Raw genomic sequence first — 19,038 nt, 5'->3', positions numbered from 1 at the left:
GAAGTTTTATGGTTGCCATATAAATAATGATAGGAGACTATTTGAGGGCTAAAAGTAGAAACTGGCAGGCCTAAGCTCGTGAGAATTGCGTCATTGATTGAAGTTCCTCCGCAGCGGGGGTTGTGAACGTGAATGAGCTTTGCTTCGTGAAAGATAGGCATTGGAATTGCTATTTGCTTCGTGTTTAAGAGAGAATGTGTTTGGAGTACTGAGGGTGTTGCGCATAATATGTCTTTTGGAACACATCGAGATCAATGCGTTCGGCAATTAAGCCACATGCCTTTTCGCCAAGGGACGTCAAGGGAGAGTATTGCTCAACCTCATTCTTATAGTCAGAAAATGTTTTTTCGTCCCGCTCATGAGTTTTTGTATCTCGCTTTGTCGAACGGCTTGGGACTTTAGGCGGTGATTTGACTTCGCAGAAAAATTGTAAACTGTTCAAAAATCTGGATATATCGCAGATTATATCTTCGTAATAGGCGATTGCAACGTTGGTCGGACAATTTTTCTTGAGTTCAAGGTAAGATTCTGTTTTTCTGTTCCACAGTTCAACTGGAGAGCTTAGGTATGATTCAACGAGATTGTCGCGAGCGTTCGTTAAAATTGGTTGCTGAATAAAATTAGTCAGATCCTCGGATGGTTGAGGGAATAGATTGTATGGGCGTCTGTGTAGAGCTGAAATAAAACGCCATGGATTGCGAATGAGGCAGATGAAGAGGGTTTGTTCAAATTTTGGATTCTGCTTGAGTTGATTGCTGCTGACTGCGGCATGTTTCCATCCATAAAACTCAGGTATATCTTTTGCGCGATCGCTGTCAATTAAGCGTTCTAACATTAAAGACCGAAGAGCTGGATTACCCTTTGTAACGTCTAGATTGCAAGTGATGATGTGTTCAAGGTTTCTGCGTGACGCTTCACTTGCCCCATCTGGATGAACTAGCAGCTCTGCATTGGTGTTGTTGCGGAGCAGTTTGATGAGGAAGTGGGTGCCGGTGTTGCGTTCTCCAAAAACTTTAATGAACATTGCCTTGGAATTTTGGTGGAAGTTTGTTTGATGTCGCAGTGAAAAGCTAAAGCTTTAAATGCTCTCCGCAGAGCTGTTCTGCATCTTCTAAGGCCCCGGCAAAAAATGTTTTCATTTTTTCAGTTGTGTCTGGGTCCAGAGAGAGCTTGATATCTGTTTCATTCACTTTTTGTTGCAGACATGTTTCAGCTAAGGGGCGATCCACAACCAGGCCGGTGCGGTCTTCCAGGGCTTGAAAGGCTTTCTCTGGCTGTTGCGTCAACGTGTCGAGGCTCAGCACGAGGGCTCGATCTCCAAACACTGCTTGCAGGCGTTGTTGCGCTTCACGGTACTGATTGAAGCGCAGTTGAGCTCTAACCCATCCATCCTCCTCTCCTTGATCAAGCAGCAGGTTGAGGTTGCTCAGCAATGCATCATTCTCAGGCATGGGTTGGTCGGCGGGCCGCATGTAAAAGTGCCGCAGTTTGTAAGCCGAGAGGAACCGTTTGGCAGGATTCCGAACCATCAGCACAGGCACAACGTGACCTGCGAACTGATCATGGACTCCCTGGAGTTGCTCTTCGCTAAGCAGCATGTATTCCGGAGTCACCTCACCAATCCAGTGGTGATGCATCAGACAAGGTCGGAATAAATCCAAATAATTCACTTCGCTGATGTCACGTTCGCTGAAAATTGTGTTGGTGCGAATTTCACAGATCAGGCGTTTACTTCCTTTCGCCTGAGCTGTGGCTAAGTCACCATGTTGATTCCTCAGCCGCTGGAGTTGATTCTTGGAGAAGCTCTGCAACGCCTTGCGAGGACGGAGATGATGGAGGGAATCAAACACATGCAGCTCCTTTACGGGATGCATGAACAGACCCTTCACGCTTTGATGCAGCAGCCGGTAGAGCAGGGTTGAACCGGCTCGTTGAGAGCCAACGCCAAGCAGCAAGCTCTGGGAGGTGTCGGTGGGTGTTGGGTCAGTCAACGGTCGGGCTGGTGGTGATTTGACAGTGGTGGTTCGTTGATTGTCAGAGGTTGGATTGGATGTGGAGGGTCTCTTGCAGGGCTTTGGCGAGTTGCTCCACGTTCCTGGCTTCCACTTTGCGGCCATTGATTCCATCTTGGATGGGTTGGGCCAGGGCGCCGATGTCGCTGGCAATCACCCAAAGACCCAGCTGCAGAGCCTCACGGGTGACCAAGCCAAAGCTCTCCGGCCAAATTGATGGTGCGACCAGAACGTCTTGGGACGCGTAGAAGCCATTCATCTGTGCCATTGGAATGGGTGCACAGAACTGCACAGGCGTTTTGCCCCACTGCAGGCTGTAGCTGTGGTCGCCCTCATCGAGGCGATGGTCGATCACCGTGACTCTGGCCTTGGTGCCGAGACCGGCCTGCTGCACGGCCGCCCTGAAGACGGCATAGCCCTTGTGCACGGCCATCCCGCCAACCATGCAGATCTCGATGGGATCATCTGGCTTGCGTTGGCGGCATTGTTTTAATTCCTGTTCTTCCGGCTGGGCCACTGTGTTGGTGCGCACGCCCATGCCGCGCACTCCGGCCCTGCGATGCAAGTCGGCGAAGGTGTCGGAGACAGCAAGTCGCTCCTGTGCACCATCGAGCAAGGCAAAGAGATCGCGGCGGCGGGAGCGTGCTGCCTCTTTGATGGCGTCTGGTGCATCGCTGTCGATCGCGGACAGAGGGTCGATTGGGTCCACGGCGGTTCCGTCGTCGCGTGTCAGAAACTGCAGCTGGCTGAGCCACCAGCCGTCATGCAGGACCACGGTGTAAGGGATTCCCATCTCTTTGGCCACGCTCAGTGGAGCAGCTGTGATGATCTGCATGGAGTGAGCTTCAATTGCATTGAAGCCCTCCCGCTCGAACCAATCGCGGCAGAACGCTTCGACCTCACCATCGAAATGCCAGTCCCAGGGTTTCGGTGGCACGCTCAGGCGTACGACCCTGGCCCCGTGCCAGCTGTGGATATCAAGCGGCATGGCTTCTGCTGAAGGAGCCCCTTGCCAGGGGGAGAGATCCACACACAGCACGGTGACGTCTGGCGCATTCTCCTGAGCCAAAAGCTCTTTCACTCGGTTCTGAGCTACCCGGGTTGCGCCGCCCACAGACTGAGGCGCAAAGAAACAGTTGATGACCAGCTGTTTGCGGCGTCGAGACGGGGCTTGGGCGTTGGCATCGTTCTGATCAAGCTCTTCCCAGAAGCGTTGTCCCTGGGCTTGTCCGAACAGCGCTTCCGCCCGTTGCTGGGCGTTGACGGCCAGCTGGGAGCGAAGCTGGGGGTTGTGGATCAGTCGTTCAAGCGCCTGCACCCAGCCGTGGCGATCGGTGGCGAACAGCACATCCTCGCCATCCTGGAGGATCTCCTGATAGGTGGCAGTGGGGCTCACGACTGAGGCCAGCCCCATCAGGCTGTATTCCATCCATTTGATGGCACTTTTGGCGTCGGTGACGATCCCGGGTTCCAGCGGTGCCAAGCCAATGTGGGCATGGCCCACGTGGCGAAGGTAGGTGGGATAGTCGCTAAAGGGCAGGCTGCGAATGCGCTCGCAGGCCACCGACTGCAGTTCCTGCGGCCATTCAATGCTACCCACCAGATCGAGCTGCAGAGCAGGGTGCTTTTCAAGAACAGTGGCCAGCGCTGGTGCTAGCTCCTCCACCCACACCTGCTTGTGCGCCAGGGTGCCGCTGGACACCAGCAGCCTGAGTTGGTCTGCTGCCGCCTCTTGGTGCTGCAGGGGCTCGATGGCTCTGGCTTTGCGGCGCAAGGGCGGTGGTGCCATGTTTGCCAACACCATCACGGGTTGCTCGCTGTTGGTATGCAACTGCCTCCAGCGTGTCGCCAGCGTGGCGGTAGAGACAATCAGCGCATCAGCTTCCGTCATGGCCGCCTGAAACAGTGGGGCATCCATGGCAAGCCCCGTGTGCAGACAGGCTGAGATTGTGCCGCCGTAACTGTCTAGAGGTGGCGGGAAATGTTCCTGATCGAAAATCAGATCATCGATGTCGTAGTACACAGTGAGGCCCATGCGCCGTGCAAGGCCCATGGCGCGAAGCACGGGATAGGTGCCGGGCAGGCGGCAGACCACTACCCGGTCGGCCCAGAGCAGGGCGGACGCCACAGACCAGTTGTTGCAGTGCGCCACATCAAGAATGATCACCTCGCGATCGAGGGACTCCAGCTGTTCTTTCTTCTGTTCAACCCGGTAAAGGAAACACTGGGGCAGGGACGCATTGGCGAGCAGAAGCCAGCGCCGGGCTGAGCACTTCTGAGCGGGCAGGGGTGCAAGGCCCGGGGGATTGAGCGATTGGGTGGTGAGGGCGCTGATCAGGTTGAGGCCGCGGCTGCGCAACTCCTGGGCAGCGTTGATCGGCCCGCTGGCGAGGGCCATGGCATTGGTGTCATCCAGCACCCGTGTATTCAGCTTCCAGAGCAGCAGATCAACATCAGCACGCACCTGACTGCTGCGGGGGCGCTTGGCGAACTGATGCATCAGCTGCTGCGCGGTGGCCTGCCCCTGCTGCAGGTCAAGGGGCAGGTGACGTCCAGCCAGTTCAAGGTGTGCCCTGCAGAGACCGGCCTCAGCATTTATGGATCGTTGTTGTTTGGGGATGCGCAAGAGATGTCGGTTGGCTTCGACCGGGCGCGCTGCTCCGAGGGCCATCAGTCCGCAGCGTTCATCCAATACGCGACGTTCGTTGTCTGAAAGCTCTGGTAGGAGAGCGAGCTGTTCGAGCAGGGTCAGAGCTCTCCAGTTGTCATTGAAATGATCTGCGGCTACTTGCGCGACAGCCAGCACCAACAGCACCAATTCTTTGCTGTGTTGTGACCAGCCATTGGTGAAACATTGGCTCATGGCTGTGACCATGTCAGCCAGAGTGTTGACCCAGAACTGATTTTCTAAATCGTTGTGTGGTAACCAGAGCGTTTCCAGCAATGCACCGGCCAATGCCCTGGGCTGGACCAGTGTGCTGCTGTTCTGATCCATCAACACGCCCACCGCGATCAAAAGCAGTGGTGCGCGCGTTCCCAATGGGCTGGGGCGGCCAGCTTGCTCGCCACCCTGGCGGATGGCAGCTGCCAGCTGGATCGCTTCCGGCCAGCGCCCGCAGCGGGCCAGGGCCGCTGCAGCGTCCAGCCAGGTGAGCACCTGCGAGGCCGGCAGGCTGCGCTGCTGCTGCAAGGTCACAATGCTGGCGGCGGCGGCTTTGTGGTCCCCCGCTTGCAGTGCTTGTTGCACCTGCAGGTGGATCAGGCGGCACTGCACCCAGTCGTTGCCGGGGAGCAGCTTGTCGGCCTGGCGGTAGGCCTCTAGGGCAGCATCGGTTGCCCCGAGTGCGTCGCGGGCGCGGCCCAGCTCCATCCAGGCGTGACCGAAATCGTTCTTCAGGGCAATGCAGCGTTCCTGGGCAGCAGCTGCGGGTGCCCATTGCTCCCGCATGGCGAGACTGCGCCCCAGCAATTGAAAGCCATAGGGGAAGTCTGGAAGGGCTAGGCAGGCACGACGCAGTGGTGCTTCGGCCTGCTCGCTCAGCTCCAGTTCGAGAAGGGCACGCCCTTCCAGGTAGTCGAGGTAGCCACTGAGCTGGGGCTGGTCGCTGCTGTGGGTCTGCTGCCGTTGGGCGTAATCGAGCAATTCGCTCCAGGCTTCGCTCTCCTCCAGCACCTGTGCATGTTGCTGCACCTCACTGGGATTAAGTCTTGAGGAACTCATGTCTTGTCCGCAACGACCAGATGCGCGGATTTTCGCATCGTGGCGATAACTTCAAGCAAGTTAAAGAGGCCTTGTGTGTCACGTTGGCGATCGCTGGGTTGGGGAACAGCTCTGGCGCTGCTGGTGATGTTGTTGATCGGTATCCAGCTCGGTCGTCTGCCCTTCCGCTATCGCCACTCCCTGTGGCAGCTCCAAGGCGCTGCCCTCGGTGGCGTGATCGGTTTTGCGTTGGGTCAGGTCAGCGCTCGTATCGGCCGCCGTCCATGAACCCGTCGACAGCTGCTGAACAGCTGTACAGCGCTGGCCGGAAGGCCTGGGAGCAGGGCCATTGGATCGCTGCTGAACCACTGCTGCAACGGGCGGTGGCGCTCGCTCCTGAGCATGGTTCGGCTCTGCATCTTTTGGGCAAGCTGCGCCAGCAGCAGGGGAATCACGCTGAGGCTTTGCAGTTGCAGGAGCGCAGCTGCCGGGTGGACCCGGCCCTTGGCTGGAACTGGTTCAGCGCCGGTGAACTCTTGGCGCAGCAGCAGCGCTGGGCCGATGCGCAGACCTGCTTCGAACAGGCATTAGCGCGACTCCCCGGTGAGGTTTGGATTGCCGATCACTGGCAGCAGGTGCAAATGCGTTTGCTGCTGGGGGGGGAGGTGCTGCGCGATGGGTTCGGCCCCCAGGCCTATCGCTATTGGATTGACCACTGTGAGCAGCGGTTACCGCCTTCGCCGCTGCCAATGGCGACCCCCTTCTGGCTTTGGCGCGAGAACCACTGGCTTGCACTGCATGGCTCAGCACCTTTGCAACCGCAGCTGGCTCCCCTAGGAGAGTCCCCTTGGCCCGAGGAAGGCTGGCTGGTGCTGTTGGCGCCTGGGGTGCAGCTAAGGGACGGGGTGTTGCCGGCGTTGGAGCGCTGGTTGCAAGGCCAGCAGCCGGGGCCCGATCTGGTGTACGGCGATGAAGATCGACTGGATCGGCAGGGTGAGCGCTGCGATCCCTGGTTCAAGCCCGGCTGGCTGGAGGAGAGTTTCTGGGCCAGCCCCTGGCTGGAGAGCTGCAGCCTGTGGCGCTGCAGTTGGCTGCGCCACCAGCAGCTGCCCTTGCCTCCCTGCGATGGGCTTGGGCACTGGCGTTGGTTATTGGAGGCCATGAACAGGCAACCGCAGGTTCAGGGCTGGCCGCAACTGCTCAGCCATAACCCGCCGCAGCGTTTACCCGATCTGCGCCTTCAGGGCCAGAAAGCCCAGCTGTTGCGGGACCAGCTCAAGCAGCGGGGGGAAGCGATCGCGGCGGTGACGCCCCATGCGGACCTGCCCGGTTGCTTTGCACTGCAGTGGGCGCTGCCGCAGCACTGGAGCTGCAGCGTGATCATTCCCACCCGGGATCGGACCGATCTGCTGGCGCCCTGTTTGCAGAGCCTCTGGCGCACGACGGCAGCGGCGCGTCAGCAGGGACTCGCGCTGGAGCTGATTGTGGTGGACAACGGTTCGGTGGAGCCAGCGACGACGGCGCTGCTGCAGGGCTGGAGGCACCAGCTGGGAGAGAGGTTTGTTGTGTTGCGCGACGACGGCCCGTTCAACTGGAGCCGGCTCAACAACCAGGCGTCGGCTCGGGCCCAGGGCGAGTTGCTGCTGCTCCTGAATAATGACGTTGAGGCGCTGCAACCGGGCTGGTTGGAGGCAATGGCGGCTCAGGCTTTGCGCCCGAAGGTGGGAGCTGTGGGGGCATTGTTGCTATATCCCGATCGAACCTTGCAGCACGGGGGGCTGGTGGTTGGCCTTGATAGCCATGCAGAGCATGCCTACCGGCATTTGCCGCTCGAGCACGGAGTGCATCGGGGCCGTAGTCAACTGCTCAGTCGTTGGGATGCAGTGACCGGCGCCTGCCTCCTGCTGCGCAAAGAGCTGCTGGAGAATTTGGGTGGTTTTGATGAAGGGCTGCCTGTGGAGGGCAACGATGTGGATCTCTGCCTGCGCTTGGAGCAGCTGGGATATCACCAACTGATTCCGCCGCAGGCGGTGTTATTGCATCACGAGAGCCAAAGTCGTGATGTGCGCCAAAGCGGCACTGAAGCAGGGGCGGTGCTGCGGTTGCAGCGGCGCTGGGGGGTGCGCTTGCAGAGGCCCGGACCCTGCTGGCCCATGCAGGCCGACGGAATTCATCCAGACGGCAGGCCCAGGGGACTGGAACAGCTCCCGTAATCTGGTCCAACCTGGATTGACTCCCATGATTGCCACCCTGCGCGCCTTTTTGGTGAACAGCAGTCGGGCTTTGGGGGTGGAACCACAGCATCTCAATGATCCAGCTGCCGACGGAGATGTGCAGACGGCGCTGCTGAAAGATGTAATCGCCTTGCGCGAAGCCGGTGATGCCGATCGCTCTTTGCTGTTGCTTGAGGCTGCCATGGAGGCGGGCCTGGTGAGCGATTGGGTTGAGGCCAACAGAGCGCGGGCCCTGCTGGCTTTGGGGCGTGAACAGGAGGCCTTGCCCTTGCTCGAACTACTTAGCGCCTGTGGAACGGAAGCTGTGGCAGCATCTGCTAAAGAACTTCTGTTGGAGCATCGGAAACAAACCTCTCCGTCCGATGGCGATGCTGAGGGTGAACAGGAGGAGCCTGCTGTTGATGGTGAAGAGGAGCAAGTGACCTTGATTGCCAATGATCGATCCATTGATCATTTGTTCACGAATTCTCATCGATCGGTTTCTGCAATCAATCAGCAAGAATTTTCATCTATTGAGGAAAAATTTAGCTCGTTATTTACTTTTGGAAGGCAAGAGAGTCATTGCGACTTCTCTTTAATTGATGCTTATTTGCAGCATGCTTCTGACAAAAATTTTCATCATACTGTTCTGGAGCAGGCGATTGCTTTACGCGAAACTGGACACTTTCAAGAATCGATCATGATCTTGGATTGTGCATGGCAAGCGGGAATTCAGTCTGAGTGGATTATTGATAATAAAGTGCGCGTTTTGCTGTCTCTTGGAGATGTTGAGAGCGCATCGAGTCTGCTGCAATTCCTTCAGCCTGATAAAACGCAAGAGCACCTGCGCAAGGCTATCAATGATCACCAGGGCGAAATTGCAAAGATCAAATCTTATTTCGCTAACTATGCCAATGCCGATTATTTGCGCAAAAGATATTTTTCTTTGAAAAATAAAACAGAATATGCATCTGTTAGGAAGCCCCAGGCCTCAGTCGATCAATGCCTTGCATTAGCAATTCAATTTAGAGAGGCGAGTAAGACTGAACAAAGTCTCTTGGTTTTGTTGTTGACAGCGGTCGAAGTTGATTACAACCCTTGGATCGAAGATAATTTTGCCCGCTTGGCTTGCAAGGCTGAAGATTGGAGGAGTGCTAACCAGCATTGGAGCAATATTATATCTAGTTCAGCAGATATCAATGCAACGGAAACAGCATTCGAAGCGATTAAGCGGCTAGAAAGTAAGGATCACCTTCAGAAACAAGTTACGGTTGAGTTATTTGGACACCTCTTGTTTGAAGAAGCTCGCTTAAAACTTTGTCAGAATGGAGAAGCAGAAATTGATTTAAATGATCTCGCTGAAAGATTTTGGAATTATGATGACTGCGTTGATCAATATTTAACTGGAGAGATCAATATTTTTGTTTGGCAAGATTTTATGGGGGATGATTTAAGGCATGCAGCAAGATATTTGCTCAGAAACAAGCTTTATAATGGATTGAGTTTTTTAGAGGCAATTGCTCATGATGGAGGTCCTAAACTATCGGCAATGAGGTCGCGATGTAGTGAGTATTTTGATCAAGATTTTTATTTCTCTCAACGTAAAGATCTTGATCGTACTCTCCATAATGCCCTTGATCATTATTTAGAATTTGGCTGGAAAGAAGCTGAGGCGGCTGGCGTCTATCTTGATCCCTCTCCTGATTTTTCCAGTGAAGAATATTTATCTTTGCAGAAATCTTGTGGGCTAAATCCTTTGTACCATTATGTATGTTGCAATGTTCTGCCTGGCAATCATAACCATTCACAATCAGCTATTGATATCAAGAATTCCCTGATTAGTGAATTTGGTCATGGGGTTTTGCTCTCACCCCGGAATATTCATCGACATAGTCAAGCTCTTGCGGCTGAAAATTTTCAAAATACTCCTTATTTTGATCCCAAAAAATTGTGGTCGATATGTGGAGCTGATGATGACTTTAGTTCAATGAGCATCCATTTTGTCATTCCTGATTTCTCAAAAGGTGGTGGTGGTCATATGACGATTTTCCGGATGATTCGTCATTTGGAAGAGAAAGGTCATCGTGTGTGTGTTTGGGTCATTAATCCAGAACGGTCTAATCATTCAGCTGACTTGAGAGAAGATGTTGTCAAGTTCTATCAGCCTATAAGAGCCAAAGTATTACCATTAGATTCTTCATTTCACTATGCTTCTGGGGATTGCATCGTTGCTACAGGCTGGCAAACAGTTGATTTTGTTCGACAATCTAAGGGGTTCCAGGCTCATTATTATTTCATTCAAGATTATGAACCCTACTTCTATGCTCGAGGAACGAACTCTGTTTTGGCAGAACATACCTACCAATATGATTTGGCTTGTATCTGTGCGAGCCCATGGCTTGACAAGCTAATGACAGATAAGTACCAACGTTGGAGCCGCTTTTTGTGGCTTGCATACGACCACAATATTTACAAGACCAGTGAAAAAAAGATTCAATCTAAGTATCAAGAACTTAATGCTGATCACTATACGGTGCATATTGCAGTGTATGCACGTTGTCATACTGAGCGGCGTTGCGTCGAACTCGCGCTTGAGTCTTTGGAACAGTTGTCGAAACTAAGTTCTAATTTTGTGGTTCACTTTTTTGGTGATGAAGATCTTGATATTAATCCAAGTTACAAGGCTGTCAATTATGGGATTCTCGATCATGAGCAACTTGCTAAACTCTATCAATTTTGTACCATTGGCTTGAGTTTTTCTGCGACCAATTATTCGCTCTTGCCTCAAGAAATGATGGCTGCGGGACTACCAGTCTTTGACTTAAATGTAGAGAGCACGAGAGCCATTTATCCTGAGAATGTGATTCAATTGATGGCGCCTTGTGCGCAAATAATTGCGAATACTCTGAATCATTATTCAAGAGATCCACAGCTTTTGCAGCAACAGGCATTGGCGGCCTATGAATGGGTTGTGCAGTTCAGCTGGGAACGCGCTGGTGATGATTTTGAAAGGGCTTTGATTGATCGCTTGTCTGAGAGAGACACTCATGAAACAAAAAATTCTTATTCAATAGAAAAAATTCATCAAAATAGCCACAATGATCCTGCTAAACCTTACAAGGCTTCGATTGTTATTCCGACCTACAATGCAGGTCCCTTTTTAGCACGTGTTCTTGAGGCCATTGAAGGGCAACAAGCTCCTTGGGATTTCCAATGTTTGATTATTGACAGTGGAAGCCAAGATGAAACACTTCAGATTTGCAATCAGTTTCTTGATCGTATTCCAGCTTTAGATCTTTATCAAATACCGAAGGGCGAGTTTCAACATGGTTACACGCGCAACGTCGGCGTTGATCTAAGCAATGCTGAATTCGTAGGGTTTATTACCCAAGATGCCATTCCAGCCAACGACAAATGGCTTTATAACTTAGTGAACGCACTAGAGTCAACACCAAATGCTGCTGGCGCGTTTGGACGGCATGTTGCTCATGATGATGCTGATGCGTTTACTCATCAAGAGCTGAAAAACCATTTCAAAGGGTTTGATCAATTGCCGGTGGTGATGTCACTGACAACTGATCGACAAGCGGTGATTGATGACGATGAGGGTTGGAGAAAAATTCTTCATTTCTACAGCGATAACAATAGCTGTCTGCGCAAGAGTGTTTGGCGCTCGTTGCCTCTGCCTTGTGTTCCCTATGGTGAAGATCAATTATGGGCCGACATGGTAATCAGAAATGGATATGAAAAACTCTATGTTAGAGATGCTGTGGTCAAGCACTCGCATGACTATGACACCAATGACACCTTTGAACGAGCAGCAACTGAGTCAGAATTTTTCTCATCCTGCTTTGGCTATAATTTTCATCTAAATAAACAGTCGGCTTACAATGCCATCTCTTCAGACTTGCAAAATATTCTGAGAGAAGGTGCTCAGCTTCCTTGTTCCGATGCTCAGTTGAAAAGTCGTGCTTCTAATGCTTATGCCAAGCACTTTGGATGGCTTAAGGGTTACAAAAAATGATCAAAATATTCATTTGTTGAGGACTTTTTTTGCTGTATTCTTTAAGATCGAGTCAATCGATCAAGGCTGTCATTCAATGACTTTGCATTTTGCGTAAATGCAAAATGGGCCATTGTTTGCTGACATTTTGTCACTATTCTGGCATCAATTGCTTGCCAGTGAAGCATTATTGCTCGCAGGCTTTCGCAGTATTAGATCACCCTTTTCAGCCATTTGAGATCTTCCCGTTAAGGATCTAACGACAAAACAGATTCACGATCGCCATCATGTCGATGAATCCTTTCTCCATCAGAATGGTGCAGAAGTCAGTCACCTTGATTTTATTTGCTTACATGCTTGCGCTCCCTTAGATAGGGAAACTGCATGGATGGTTGATCTGACACTGTGGAGCTGGGTTCAGGTAGTAAGCCTGTGAATCTTTGCGTGCATAAGGTCTTGAAGCTTGTCATGGCTGATCGGGACTTTTGTCTGATAGGTTCATGGACTACAAACTCGAACGCTCAAGGGTCTTCCAACTACAGGGTGTAGATCGGGTTGACTGCAGTGTTATTCGTGGTGAGGGATGCTGGGCTAAAAGTGGTCACGGTTGATCAGCTTTTGCAGTTCATGAAGGTCAAATCGATGAGCATTTTGTGCAGCTCGAGATTCATCAGAAGCATGCTTATCCCTCGGACCTGCTTGTCCTTTTTTCGCTGGTGAACAGGAAATGATTGCATTGAACAGCTTTTTTATCTTGGCTAAAAGAAATTTGGCGGCTCGCATCATTCGCGACGATTTTATCGTGGGTCTTGCAGTCAGGACTGTGGGTGCGGCGCTGTCTCATCAAGGAGAGCTGCGATCAGTGTCCATGACCCGCCTATGAGCGAATGATTGGTGCTTTTAGAAAATCTGGGTCTGTCTATTGATGGTCAGAGCACTGAGCTGAAGACTTGAATCACCATTGGTGCAATGAAACTCTTCAAGCTGATTGTTTTTTGGTGAGTTTATTTGTTGCCATTCGATTTATTATCTCCCATGCCAGAAGAATAAGTCTTTATCAATCTTGTGTTCTAGCCTTGCTTTATTCAAGATGATTTTACATAAGATTTTCAGGTGTTTTGTGAATGCGTTTCAACCTCGTTTGTCTGTGGAGAATTTGTTTTTGCTGCAATCTATAGGGGGCGTTTGTTTTCTGGCAATTTTATTTTTGCAGTTCCGATGTAAGCGCATGCGTGTTATGATTACTTAATTAAGACATAGTCGTTCAATGGCGTTGGCAAAAATACTGATCGACAAAGAAGTCCAGTTTAGTCATTTACGGAAAAAGTATAGTCACTATGCTGGCTGTGCTAGTCATATCAATTTGCGGCAAATCAAAAATAATCTTGTTGTTATCCTGACGACGCAGCGAACTGGCTCAACGCTTTTGTGCCAAGACATACAATCTTCATTGTGCCTCTCTTATTCGCCAACAGAGTCATTTATACCGCTACTTCAGGGATTTGCCAGGTGTTCAATAGAGCCCGAAAAAGTATCAGTCATGATTGAAAATATTCTGCAGTCCTTTGATGGTTCGGATTTTACCATCCTTAAAGTTATGATCGACTATGTTGGTTGGTTGGGTTTTCTTTGTACTGATAAAAAGCGTGCACTCAATTGCTCTTATGCGCAGCTATCGTCTTTTTTTATTGATGAGCTCAAATGTATCGATCAATCCAGGTTGTACCGCCTTGTTAGGCTCGATAGAAAAAACAAACTCAAGCAAGCCATCTCAAGGCTGATCAACTCCATGGGACTTCCGACACATATTAAGACGGATAAAGATGCGATTGATTTTGAAAAACATCTTTTGAAAAAGCTTGAAAAGTATCCTAATTATCATTGCATGATCGTTGATCAGCTTGGCATTATCTTGAGGCAGCTCTGTCTTCTAGATAATTGTTTGTCTGGATTAAGTAAAACAAAGCTTTATTGTTACTATGAATTTGAATCTGACCTCCTGCGTGACCGAGATTCTTATTTGAGCCAACTTTTTGACACTAGTGAATTTCGAATTGCAAAGGTTTGTCGGACTTTATTGCCCACCTCCGGGAAACAGTCTCGGGAAATGCTTCAGAGATTGTTGGAGGTGATTGGCTATTCTGACTAATTTATTAATTGCTTTGTGGTATTCAAATGATAAGGTGTGGCATTCTCTGCACTCTCTTTTTCGCTTTTGTATTGGCTCAGTGAGACCTTTCTATACAGCTATTGTGACGCTCTCTTGCTTGCTAATTATGCATGAATTAGTTGCAAAAGTTCTGTGTTGAACATTTGCCCTTCGTTGGCCGTATATTTGAATTCACGTGTTGGAAGGTGAACTGGATTGTTTGCATCTGATTGCTTTTGTCAGTTGTGACTGTGATAGATCCTTGAGGCGATTTTTGTCGGTTTTGTTCTTGTTGTGATCGTGTATGTAATTGGGCGCTAACTGTGTAGCAAGTGCTGGGCTGATTTGTTGCGAGGAATAGAAGCCTGCTGGCGGAATGATTCCCTTAGCTGATCAATGAATATCGACGATTTAGTTTGCTGATTGAATTATTCAGTTTTTTGGATGGAGAGATTGCGTCATGCCCCGGCTTTTGGGGTTCAGTGTCTTGCGTTGATTTACAATTGAGAGGACCCACTGCGTGCGTTGACGAGGTGATTGATTTAGTTTTAGCAGCGACTCAAAGGTGCGGCTCAACAATGATCCTTGAAGATATGAGAAATGCTCATGTCTTTGGTGTCCCCGAAGAGTACTTTATCCCTTGGTATAAGAGCGAAAAAATTGTTCATATTGAACGTGAATTAAATTCTATTGTGCGCAAGTCGAAAGGCGCAAATGGTTTTTCTTCTGTGAAAATCATGGCTGATCAGCTGCAATGTATTGAGCGCAAGCTGATTGAATCTTCCGCGATCAACGCGACGCAATTTTTGCCAAATGTTGCTGAATTATTCAAGAATTCTAAGTGGATTTATGTTAAAAGAAACGACACTTTGAGACAGGCTATTAGTCGTCACATGTCGACCGAGACAAAGGTTAATCATGCGACCCAGAATAAGGATGACAACCATTTTGCTGGCAATTTGTTGCAGGGTTACTCGTCTTCCTATAACCGTGATGCTCGTTATGATTTTCAAAAAATTAAACGCCACTGTCAGAACATTGTTTTAGAAAACATCGTTTGGTCTAATTTCTTCTCGGTTAATTCTATTCATCCTTTAATTTTAAGTTATGAGGATCTGTGCGCTCAAGGTAATTGTGACTACCTGAATTTGATCTCTAGGCATGTCGGGATTGATTTCGCTGTCGAGAAAGACTCTTTCCCAAGGCGTCGCATGGTTAAGCTTTCTAATAATAAAAATGATGAATGGTATTTTCAATTTCTTGCTGACATTGTTAAAATGAATAAATGAGGTACTGCTGGCTTTTTGAGTAAGTGGGTTGATATGGTTTTCGGTTGAAATTTTCTGCTTGTTTGGATGTTGGTTGCTTGGGCTTGAGATGTTGATCTAATGATTCGGATCTGTTGCTGATTCCAGGTCTTTGACCGACTAGCCAAGCAAATGTTCGGTTTAATCCTTGTTGCAACGCCATTTTAGATGCTCTAAATACCAACGGACTGTTGATTCAATCGCTGTTGAGAAATCATGTTGCGGTGACCATCCCAGTTCCGTTTCAATCCGCGTTGGATCAATGGCATAACGCCGGTCATGACCGGGGCGGTCCCTCACCATTTCAATCAGATCCTGATGTGGTGTCTTCCCCGGCAACAATTGATCGAGATGTCCGCAGATGCACTCCACCACTTCGCGATTGGTGCGTTCGCCGTAGCCACCAACGCAATAACTCCGGCCGGATTCGCCCCTGCATGCCGCCAGCAGTAACGCATCCACATGGTCTTCGACATAGAGCCAGTCCCTTACATTCAGTCCATCGCCATAGAGCGGAATACGCTCACCAGCTGCTGCCTTGAGCGTGACGACTGGAATCAGTTTTTCGGGAAATTGCCAGGGGCCGTAGTTGTTGGAGCAGTTCGTCAGCACGACTGGCAAGCCATAGGTGTGGTGCCAGGCGCTCACCAGATGGTCACTGGCCGCCTTGCTGGAGGAATAGGGGCTGCGTGGGTCATACGGTGTCGTTTCTGAAAAACGCCCCTCTGCGCCCAGGGAGCCGAAGACCTCATCGGTGCTGATGTGGTGCAGGCGGAAGTGCTCTTTGCGCTCACCGTTGATGGTGTCGTAGTGCTCTCTTAGTGCCTGAAGCAGGTTGTAGGTCCCCGTGACGTTGCTCTCGATGAACACGCCTGGGCCTGCGATGGATCGGTCCACGTGGCTTTCGGCCGCCAGGTGCATCACCAGATCCGGATCCGCCGCCTGCACCGCCTCGCGTACAGCTGTGGCATCTGCGAGGTCGACCTGTTGCAGCACGTGGCGTTGGTCAGCCCCATCTCCGAGTTCGCTCAGCACTTCCTCAATTGAGGTGAGATCGCTGGCGTAGCCCATCTTGTCGAGGTTGAACACGATGGCGTCGCTTTCGCGGAGCAGGCGTCGCACCACAGCACCGCCAATGAAGCCGGCTCCACCGGTGACCAGCACTCGCCGCCGGGATCCCAGCAGTTCAGCAGCATTTGGCATGGAGTTGGTCATCACTATCAAGAGGTCGTGGGGATGGCCTGCAGCACATCCTTGAGGGCTGCGCGCCAGGGCTGGGCCTGCAGCTGCAGCACCTGACGGCTGCCCTGGCAATCCAGCAGTGAGTAGTTCGGTCTTTTGGCCGGCGTTGGATAGTCGGCGGTTGTGATCGGATTCACTGTGGCTGCACATTCCAGCAGACCCAGTTCCATTCCCAGCTCACCCACGGCCACGGATACGTCGTACCAGCTGGCAGCCCCGCCATCACACCAGTGCAACACCGGCAGGAGGGCGACGCCTTGGCTGTGGCGCTGAATGGCTTGCCAACAGGCATTGGCGAGGTTGAGGGTGCTGCTCGGGCAGCCCACCTGATCGGCCACCACGCCTAACTGCTCTTTGTCTCGATGCAGGCGCAGCATGGTGAGCGCAAAATTCTTACCGACCGGCCCGATCACCCAGCTGGTGCGCAGCACCAAACCCTGGCCGCTCGCGCCCAGCAGCTCTTCCACCGCCTCCTCACCGGTAGCCTTACTGGTGCCATACACTCCCAGTGGATCGCGGTTCTGATCCACTCGGTAAGGGGACCCCTGCTGGCCGTTGAAGACGAAGTCGGTGCTGAGTTGCAGCAATTGGCCTCCATGCTCCCGGATAGCTTCTGCAAAGGCACGTGGGGCACCTCCATTGACGGCCACAGCCAGCTCCGGCTCCGCTTCTGCTTTGTCGACAGCGGTGTAGGCGCCGGCATTGAGCACCCAATCTGGGTGGTGCTCAGCCACCGCCTGCCGGCACGCCGCTGCATCAGCTAAATCCAGGGCCAGAAGGCCCTCACCGCCATTGCGGCTGCTGGCCAGGAGTTCCATGCCTGCCGGCGCAGCGTCGATCAAGGCCTGCCCGAGCTGGCCTGCAGCACCAGTGAGTAAGACTTTCATCAGAACACGTCTCCAGCTGCCTTGGCCTGAACCAAGGACGCAGCCTCTGCATCTTTGCTCGACAGGCTCACCTCAGCCCCGTCCAGCTGATCGAGGGGCCACTGGATGTTGATGCTCGCGTCATTCCAAACAATGGCCCGCTCACACTCCTTGTTCCAGAAACCCCGGGCCTTGTACTGCACTTCAGCGACAGGGCTCAAGGTGAGAAACCCATGGGCAAAGCCCTCTGGCACCCACAGCTGTTGCTTGTTCTCCGCACTCAAGTGGGCACCCACCCACTGCCCGAAAGTGGCTGAGCTCTGGCGGATGTCCACCGCCACATCAAAGATTTCGCCAATGCTGGCTCGAACCAGCTTGGCCTGTGGTTCCGGCGCCAACTGGTAATGCAAGCCCCGTAGCACCCCCTGGACGGAGCGGGAGTGGTTGTCTTGGGAGAACACAACAGTTTCACCAGCGGCCTCATCGAATTTGCGCTGATTCCAGCTTTCAAAAAACCAGCCGCGCTCATCGCCGAACGCACGCGGGCTGATCAGCAATGGTCCATCGATGGTGGCCCCCTGGGGGCTTTGCAATGGTTCAACTTGCATGGTTGATCTCCAATGAGCGCTGCAGAGCGGCGTGGTCTCCAGTGCTTTCTTCAAGCACCTGGAGAAGGTAGGTGCCGTAACCGCTTTTTTTGAGGGGCTGGGCCAGGCATTCCAGTTGCTCATCGTTGATCCACCCCTGGCGCCAGGCCACCTCTTCAGGGCAGCCCACCTTCAGTCCTTGTCGATGCTCGAGGGTGCGGATGTAGCCACAGGCCTCGTGCAAGGAGTCGCAGGTGCCGGTGTCGAGCCAGGCCATGCCCCGGCCCATTAGCTCCACCCGTAAAGCCCTATCCTTGAGATACATCAAATTAAGGTCGGTGATTTCCAGCTCACCGCGGGCTGAGGGTTTCACCTGGCGGGCGCGTTCCACCACGGATGCGTCGTAGAAATACAAACCTGTGACCGCGTAGCGGCTTTTGGGTTGGGCCGGCTTTTCCTCCAGGCTGAGCACGCGGCCTTCGGCATCGAATTCAGCAACGCCATAACGCTCTGGATCGCTGACCGGATAGGCAAACACCGTGGCACCGCGCTCCTGCTCGTTGCAGCTTTTGAGCTGGGGGATGAGGTCGTGGCCGTGGAAGAGGTTGTCGCCCAGCACCAGTGCAGCGGGTGCTCCATCCAAGAAGTCAGCGCCGATAAGGAACGCTTGGGCTAGGCCGTCGGGGCTGGGTTGTGCGGCGTAGTCGATCGTCATGCCCCAGCGGCTGCCGTCGCCAAGCAAACGTTCAAAGGCATCGCGGTCGTGGGGTGTGGTGATGATCAGCACCTCGCGGATCCCCGCCAGCATGAGAGTGCTGAGTGGATAAAAGATCATCGGTTTGTCATACACCGGCAGCAGCTGCTTGCTCACCGCCTGGGTGATGGGATGCAGGCGCGTACCACTGCCGCCGGCAAGAATGATTCCACGCCTCGACACTTGCTTCGACGCCATCGGAGGT

Annotated in this window: 13 protein-coding genes; 5 read left to right on the top strand and 8 right to left on the bottom strand. The window is 52.2% G+C overall.

Annotated elements, in window-relative coordinates; translation table 11 throughout:
* Nucleotides 1–184: 184 nt before the first annotated feature.
* From ACLM45_RS08430 to ACLM45_RS08420, 3 genes are read right to left on the bottom strand one after another with little or no spacing between them, the layout of a single operon-like run.
* Nucleotides 185–1,024: a hypothetical protein gene (locus ACLM45_RS08430; RefSeq protein ID WP_415408776.1), complete on the bottom strand. Its 840-nt coding sequence runs from the start codon at nt 1,022–1,024 to the stop codon at nt 185–187.
* A gap of 46 nt (nt 1,025–1,070) precedes the next feature.
* On the bottom strand, nt 1,071–1,991 hold the full coding sequence (locus ACLM45_RS08425) for a hypothetical protein (protein ID WP_415408775.1): 921 nt from the start codon (nt 1,989–1,991) through the stop codon (nt 1,071–1,073).
* A 43-nt stretch (nt 1,992–2,034) separates the two neighbouring features.
* Nucleotides 2,035–5,733, bottom strand: a complete 3,699-nt coding sequence (locus tag ACLM45_RS08420; protein ID WP_415408774.1) for a glycosyltransferase — start codon at nt 5,731–5,733, stop codon at nt 2,035–2,037.
* A 75-nt stretch (nt 5,734–5,808) separates the two neighbouring features.
* Between ACLM45_RS08420 and ACLM45_RS08415 the strand changes: the two genes are divergently transcribed.
* The 3 genes from ACLM45_RS08415 to ACLM45_RS08405 are packed head-to-tail and all read left to right on the top strand — an operon-like array spanning nt 5,809 to nt 11,949.
* Nucleotides 5,809–6,000: a hypothetical protein gene (locus ACLM45_RS08415; protein ID WP_415408773.1), complete on the top strand. Its 192-nt coding sequence runs from the start codon at nt 5,809–5,811 to the stop codon at nt 5,998–6,000.
* Nucleotides 5,997–7,925, top strand: a complete 1,929-nt coding sequence (locus tag ACLM45_RS08410; RefSeq protein ID WP_415408772.1) for a glycosyltransferase — start codon at nt 5,997–5,999, stop codon at nt 7,923–7,925. Before ACLM45_RS08415 ends, ACLM45_RS08410 begins: the two co-directional genes overlap by 4 nt.
* A gap of 25 nt (nt 7,926–7,950) precedes the next feature.
* Nucleotides 7,951–11,949 (top strand): glycosyltransferase, encoded by a 3,999-nt coding sequence (locus ACLM45_RS08405; RefSeq protein WP_415408771.1) that lies wholly within the window; start codon nt 7,951–7,953, stop codon nt 11,947–11,949.
* A 570-nt stretch (nt 11,950–12,519) separates the two neighbouring features.
* On the opposite strand, the gene ACLM45_RS08400 is transcribed toward ACLM45_RS08405, so the two are convergent.
* On the bottom strand, nt 12,520–12,714 hold the full coding sequence (locus tag ACLM45_RS08400) for a hypothetical protein (protein WP_415408770.1): 195 nt from the start codon (nt 12,712–12,714) through the stop codon (nt 12,520–12,522).
* 481 nt (nt 12,715–13,195) lie between these two features.
* On the opposite strand from ACLM45_RS08400, the gene ACLM45_RS08395 reads away from it, so the two are divergent.
* Both ACLM45_RS08395 and ACLM45_RS08390 read left to right on the top strand, forming a co-directional pair.
* Nucleotides 13,196–14,077 (top strand): hypothetical protein, encoded by an 882-nt coding sequence (locus ACLM45_RS08395; protein ID WP_415408769.1) that lies wholly within the window; start codon nt 13,196–13,198, stop codon nt 14,075–14,077.
* A gap of 440 nt (nt 14,078–14,517) precedes the next feature.
* Entirely contained in the window at nt 14,518–15,366 is an 849-nt protein-coding gene (locus ACLM45_RS08390) for a Stf0 family sulfotransferase (RefSeq protein WP_415408768.1), read from the top strand.
* A gap of 159 nt (nt 15,367–15,525) precedes the next feature.
* On the opposite strand, the gene rfbB is transcribed toward ACLM45_RS08390, so the two are convergent.
* The 4 genes from rfbB to rfbA are packed head-to-tail and all read right to left on the bottom strand — an operon-like array spanning nt 15,526 to nt 19,031.
* The gene (gene rfbB / locus ACLM45_RS08385) at nt 15,526–16,599 is read right to left on the bottom strand and encodes a dTDP-glucose 4,6-dehydratase (RefSeq protein WP_415408767.1); all 1,074 of its coding nucleotides are present in this window, start codon (nt 16,597–16,599) and stop codon (nt 15,526–15,528) included.
* Nucleotides 16,600–16,604: 5 nt separating this feature from the next.
* A complete protein-coding gene (rfbD, locus tag ACLM45_RS08380) occupies nt 16,605–17,513 on the bottom strand; it encodes a dTDP-4-dehydrorhamnose reductase (RefSeq protein ID WP_415408766.1) in 909 nt (302 codons plus the stop codon).
* A complete protein-coding gene (gene rfbC, locus ACLM45_RS08375) occupies nt 17,513–18,100 on the bottom strand; it encodes a dTDP-4-dehydrorhamnose 3,5-epimerase (protein WP_415408765.1) in 588 nt (195 codons plus the stop codon). Before rfbC ends, rfbD begins: the two co-directional genes overlap by 1 nt.
* Nucleotides 18,090–19,031, bottom strand: coding sequence for a glucose-1-phosphate thymidylyltransferase RfbA (rfbA, locus tag ACLM45_RS08370; RefSeq protein ID WP_415408764.1), 942 nt, complete (start codon nt 19,029–19,031; stop codon nt 18,090–18,092). Before rfbA ends, rfbC begins: the two co-directional genes overlap by 11 nt.
* Between the last annotated feature and the right edge of the window lie 7 nt (nt 19,032–19,038).

Source organism: Synechococcus sp. A10-1-5-9 (assembly GCF_047716785.1).
GTDB lineage: Bacteria > Cyanobacteriota > Cyanobacteriia > PCC-6307 > Cyanobiaceae > Synechococcus_C.
This window is presented reverse-complemented; position numbering and strand designations above follow the sequence as displayed.

Excerpts from the sequence above, each read along its gene's own strand:
- ACLM45_RS08430 (WP_415408776.1), bottom strand. The coding sequence starts at position 1,024 with ATGTTCATTAAAGTTTTTGGAGAACGCAACACCGGCACCCACTTCCTC.
- ACLM45_RS08420 (WP_415408774.1), bottom strand. The coding sequence starts at position 5,733 with ATGAGTTCCTCAAGACTTAATCCCAGTGAGGTGCAGCAACATGCACAG.
- ACLM45_RS08410 (WP_415408772.1), top strand. The coding sequence starts at position 5,997 with ATGAACCCGTCGACAGCTGCTGAACAGCTGTACAGCGCTGGCCGGAAG.
- ACLM45_RS08405 (WP_415408771.1), top strand. The coding sequence starts at position 7,951 with ATGATTGCCACCCTGCGCGCCTTTTTGGTGAACAGCAGTCGGGCTTTG.
- ACLM45_RS08400 (WP_415408770.1), bottom strand. The coding sequence starts at position 12,714 with ATGATGCGAGCCGCCAAATTTCTTTTAGCCAAGATAAAAAAGCTGTTC.
- ACLM45_RS08395 (WP_415408769.1), top strand. The coding sequence starts at position 13,196 with ATGGCGTTGGCAAAAATACTGATCGACAAAGAAGTCCAGTTTAGTCAT.
- rfbB (WP_415408767.1), bottom strand. The coding sequence starts at position 16,599 with ATGACCAACTCCATGCCAAATGCTGCTGAACTGCTGGGATCCCGGCGG.
- rfbD (WP_415408766.1), bottom strand. The coding sequence starts at position 17,513 with ATGAAAGTCTTACTCACTGGTGCTGCAGGCCAGCTCGGGCAGGCCTTG.
- rfbC (WP_415408765.1), bottom strand. The coding sequence starts at position 18,100 with ATGCAAGTTGAACCATTGCAAAGCCCCCAGGGGGCCACCATCGATGGA.
- rfbA (WP_415408764.1), bottom strand. The coding sequence starts at position 19,031 with ATGGCGTCGAAGCAAGTGTCGAGGCGTGGAATCATTCTTGCCGGCGGC.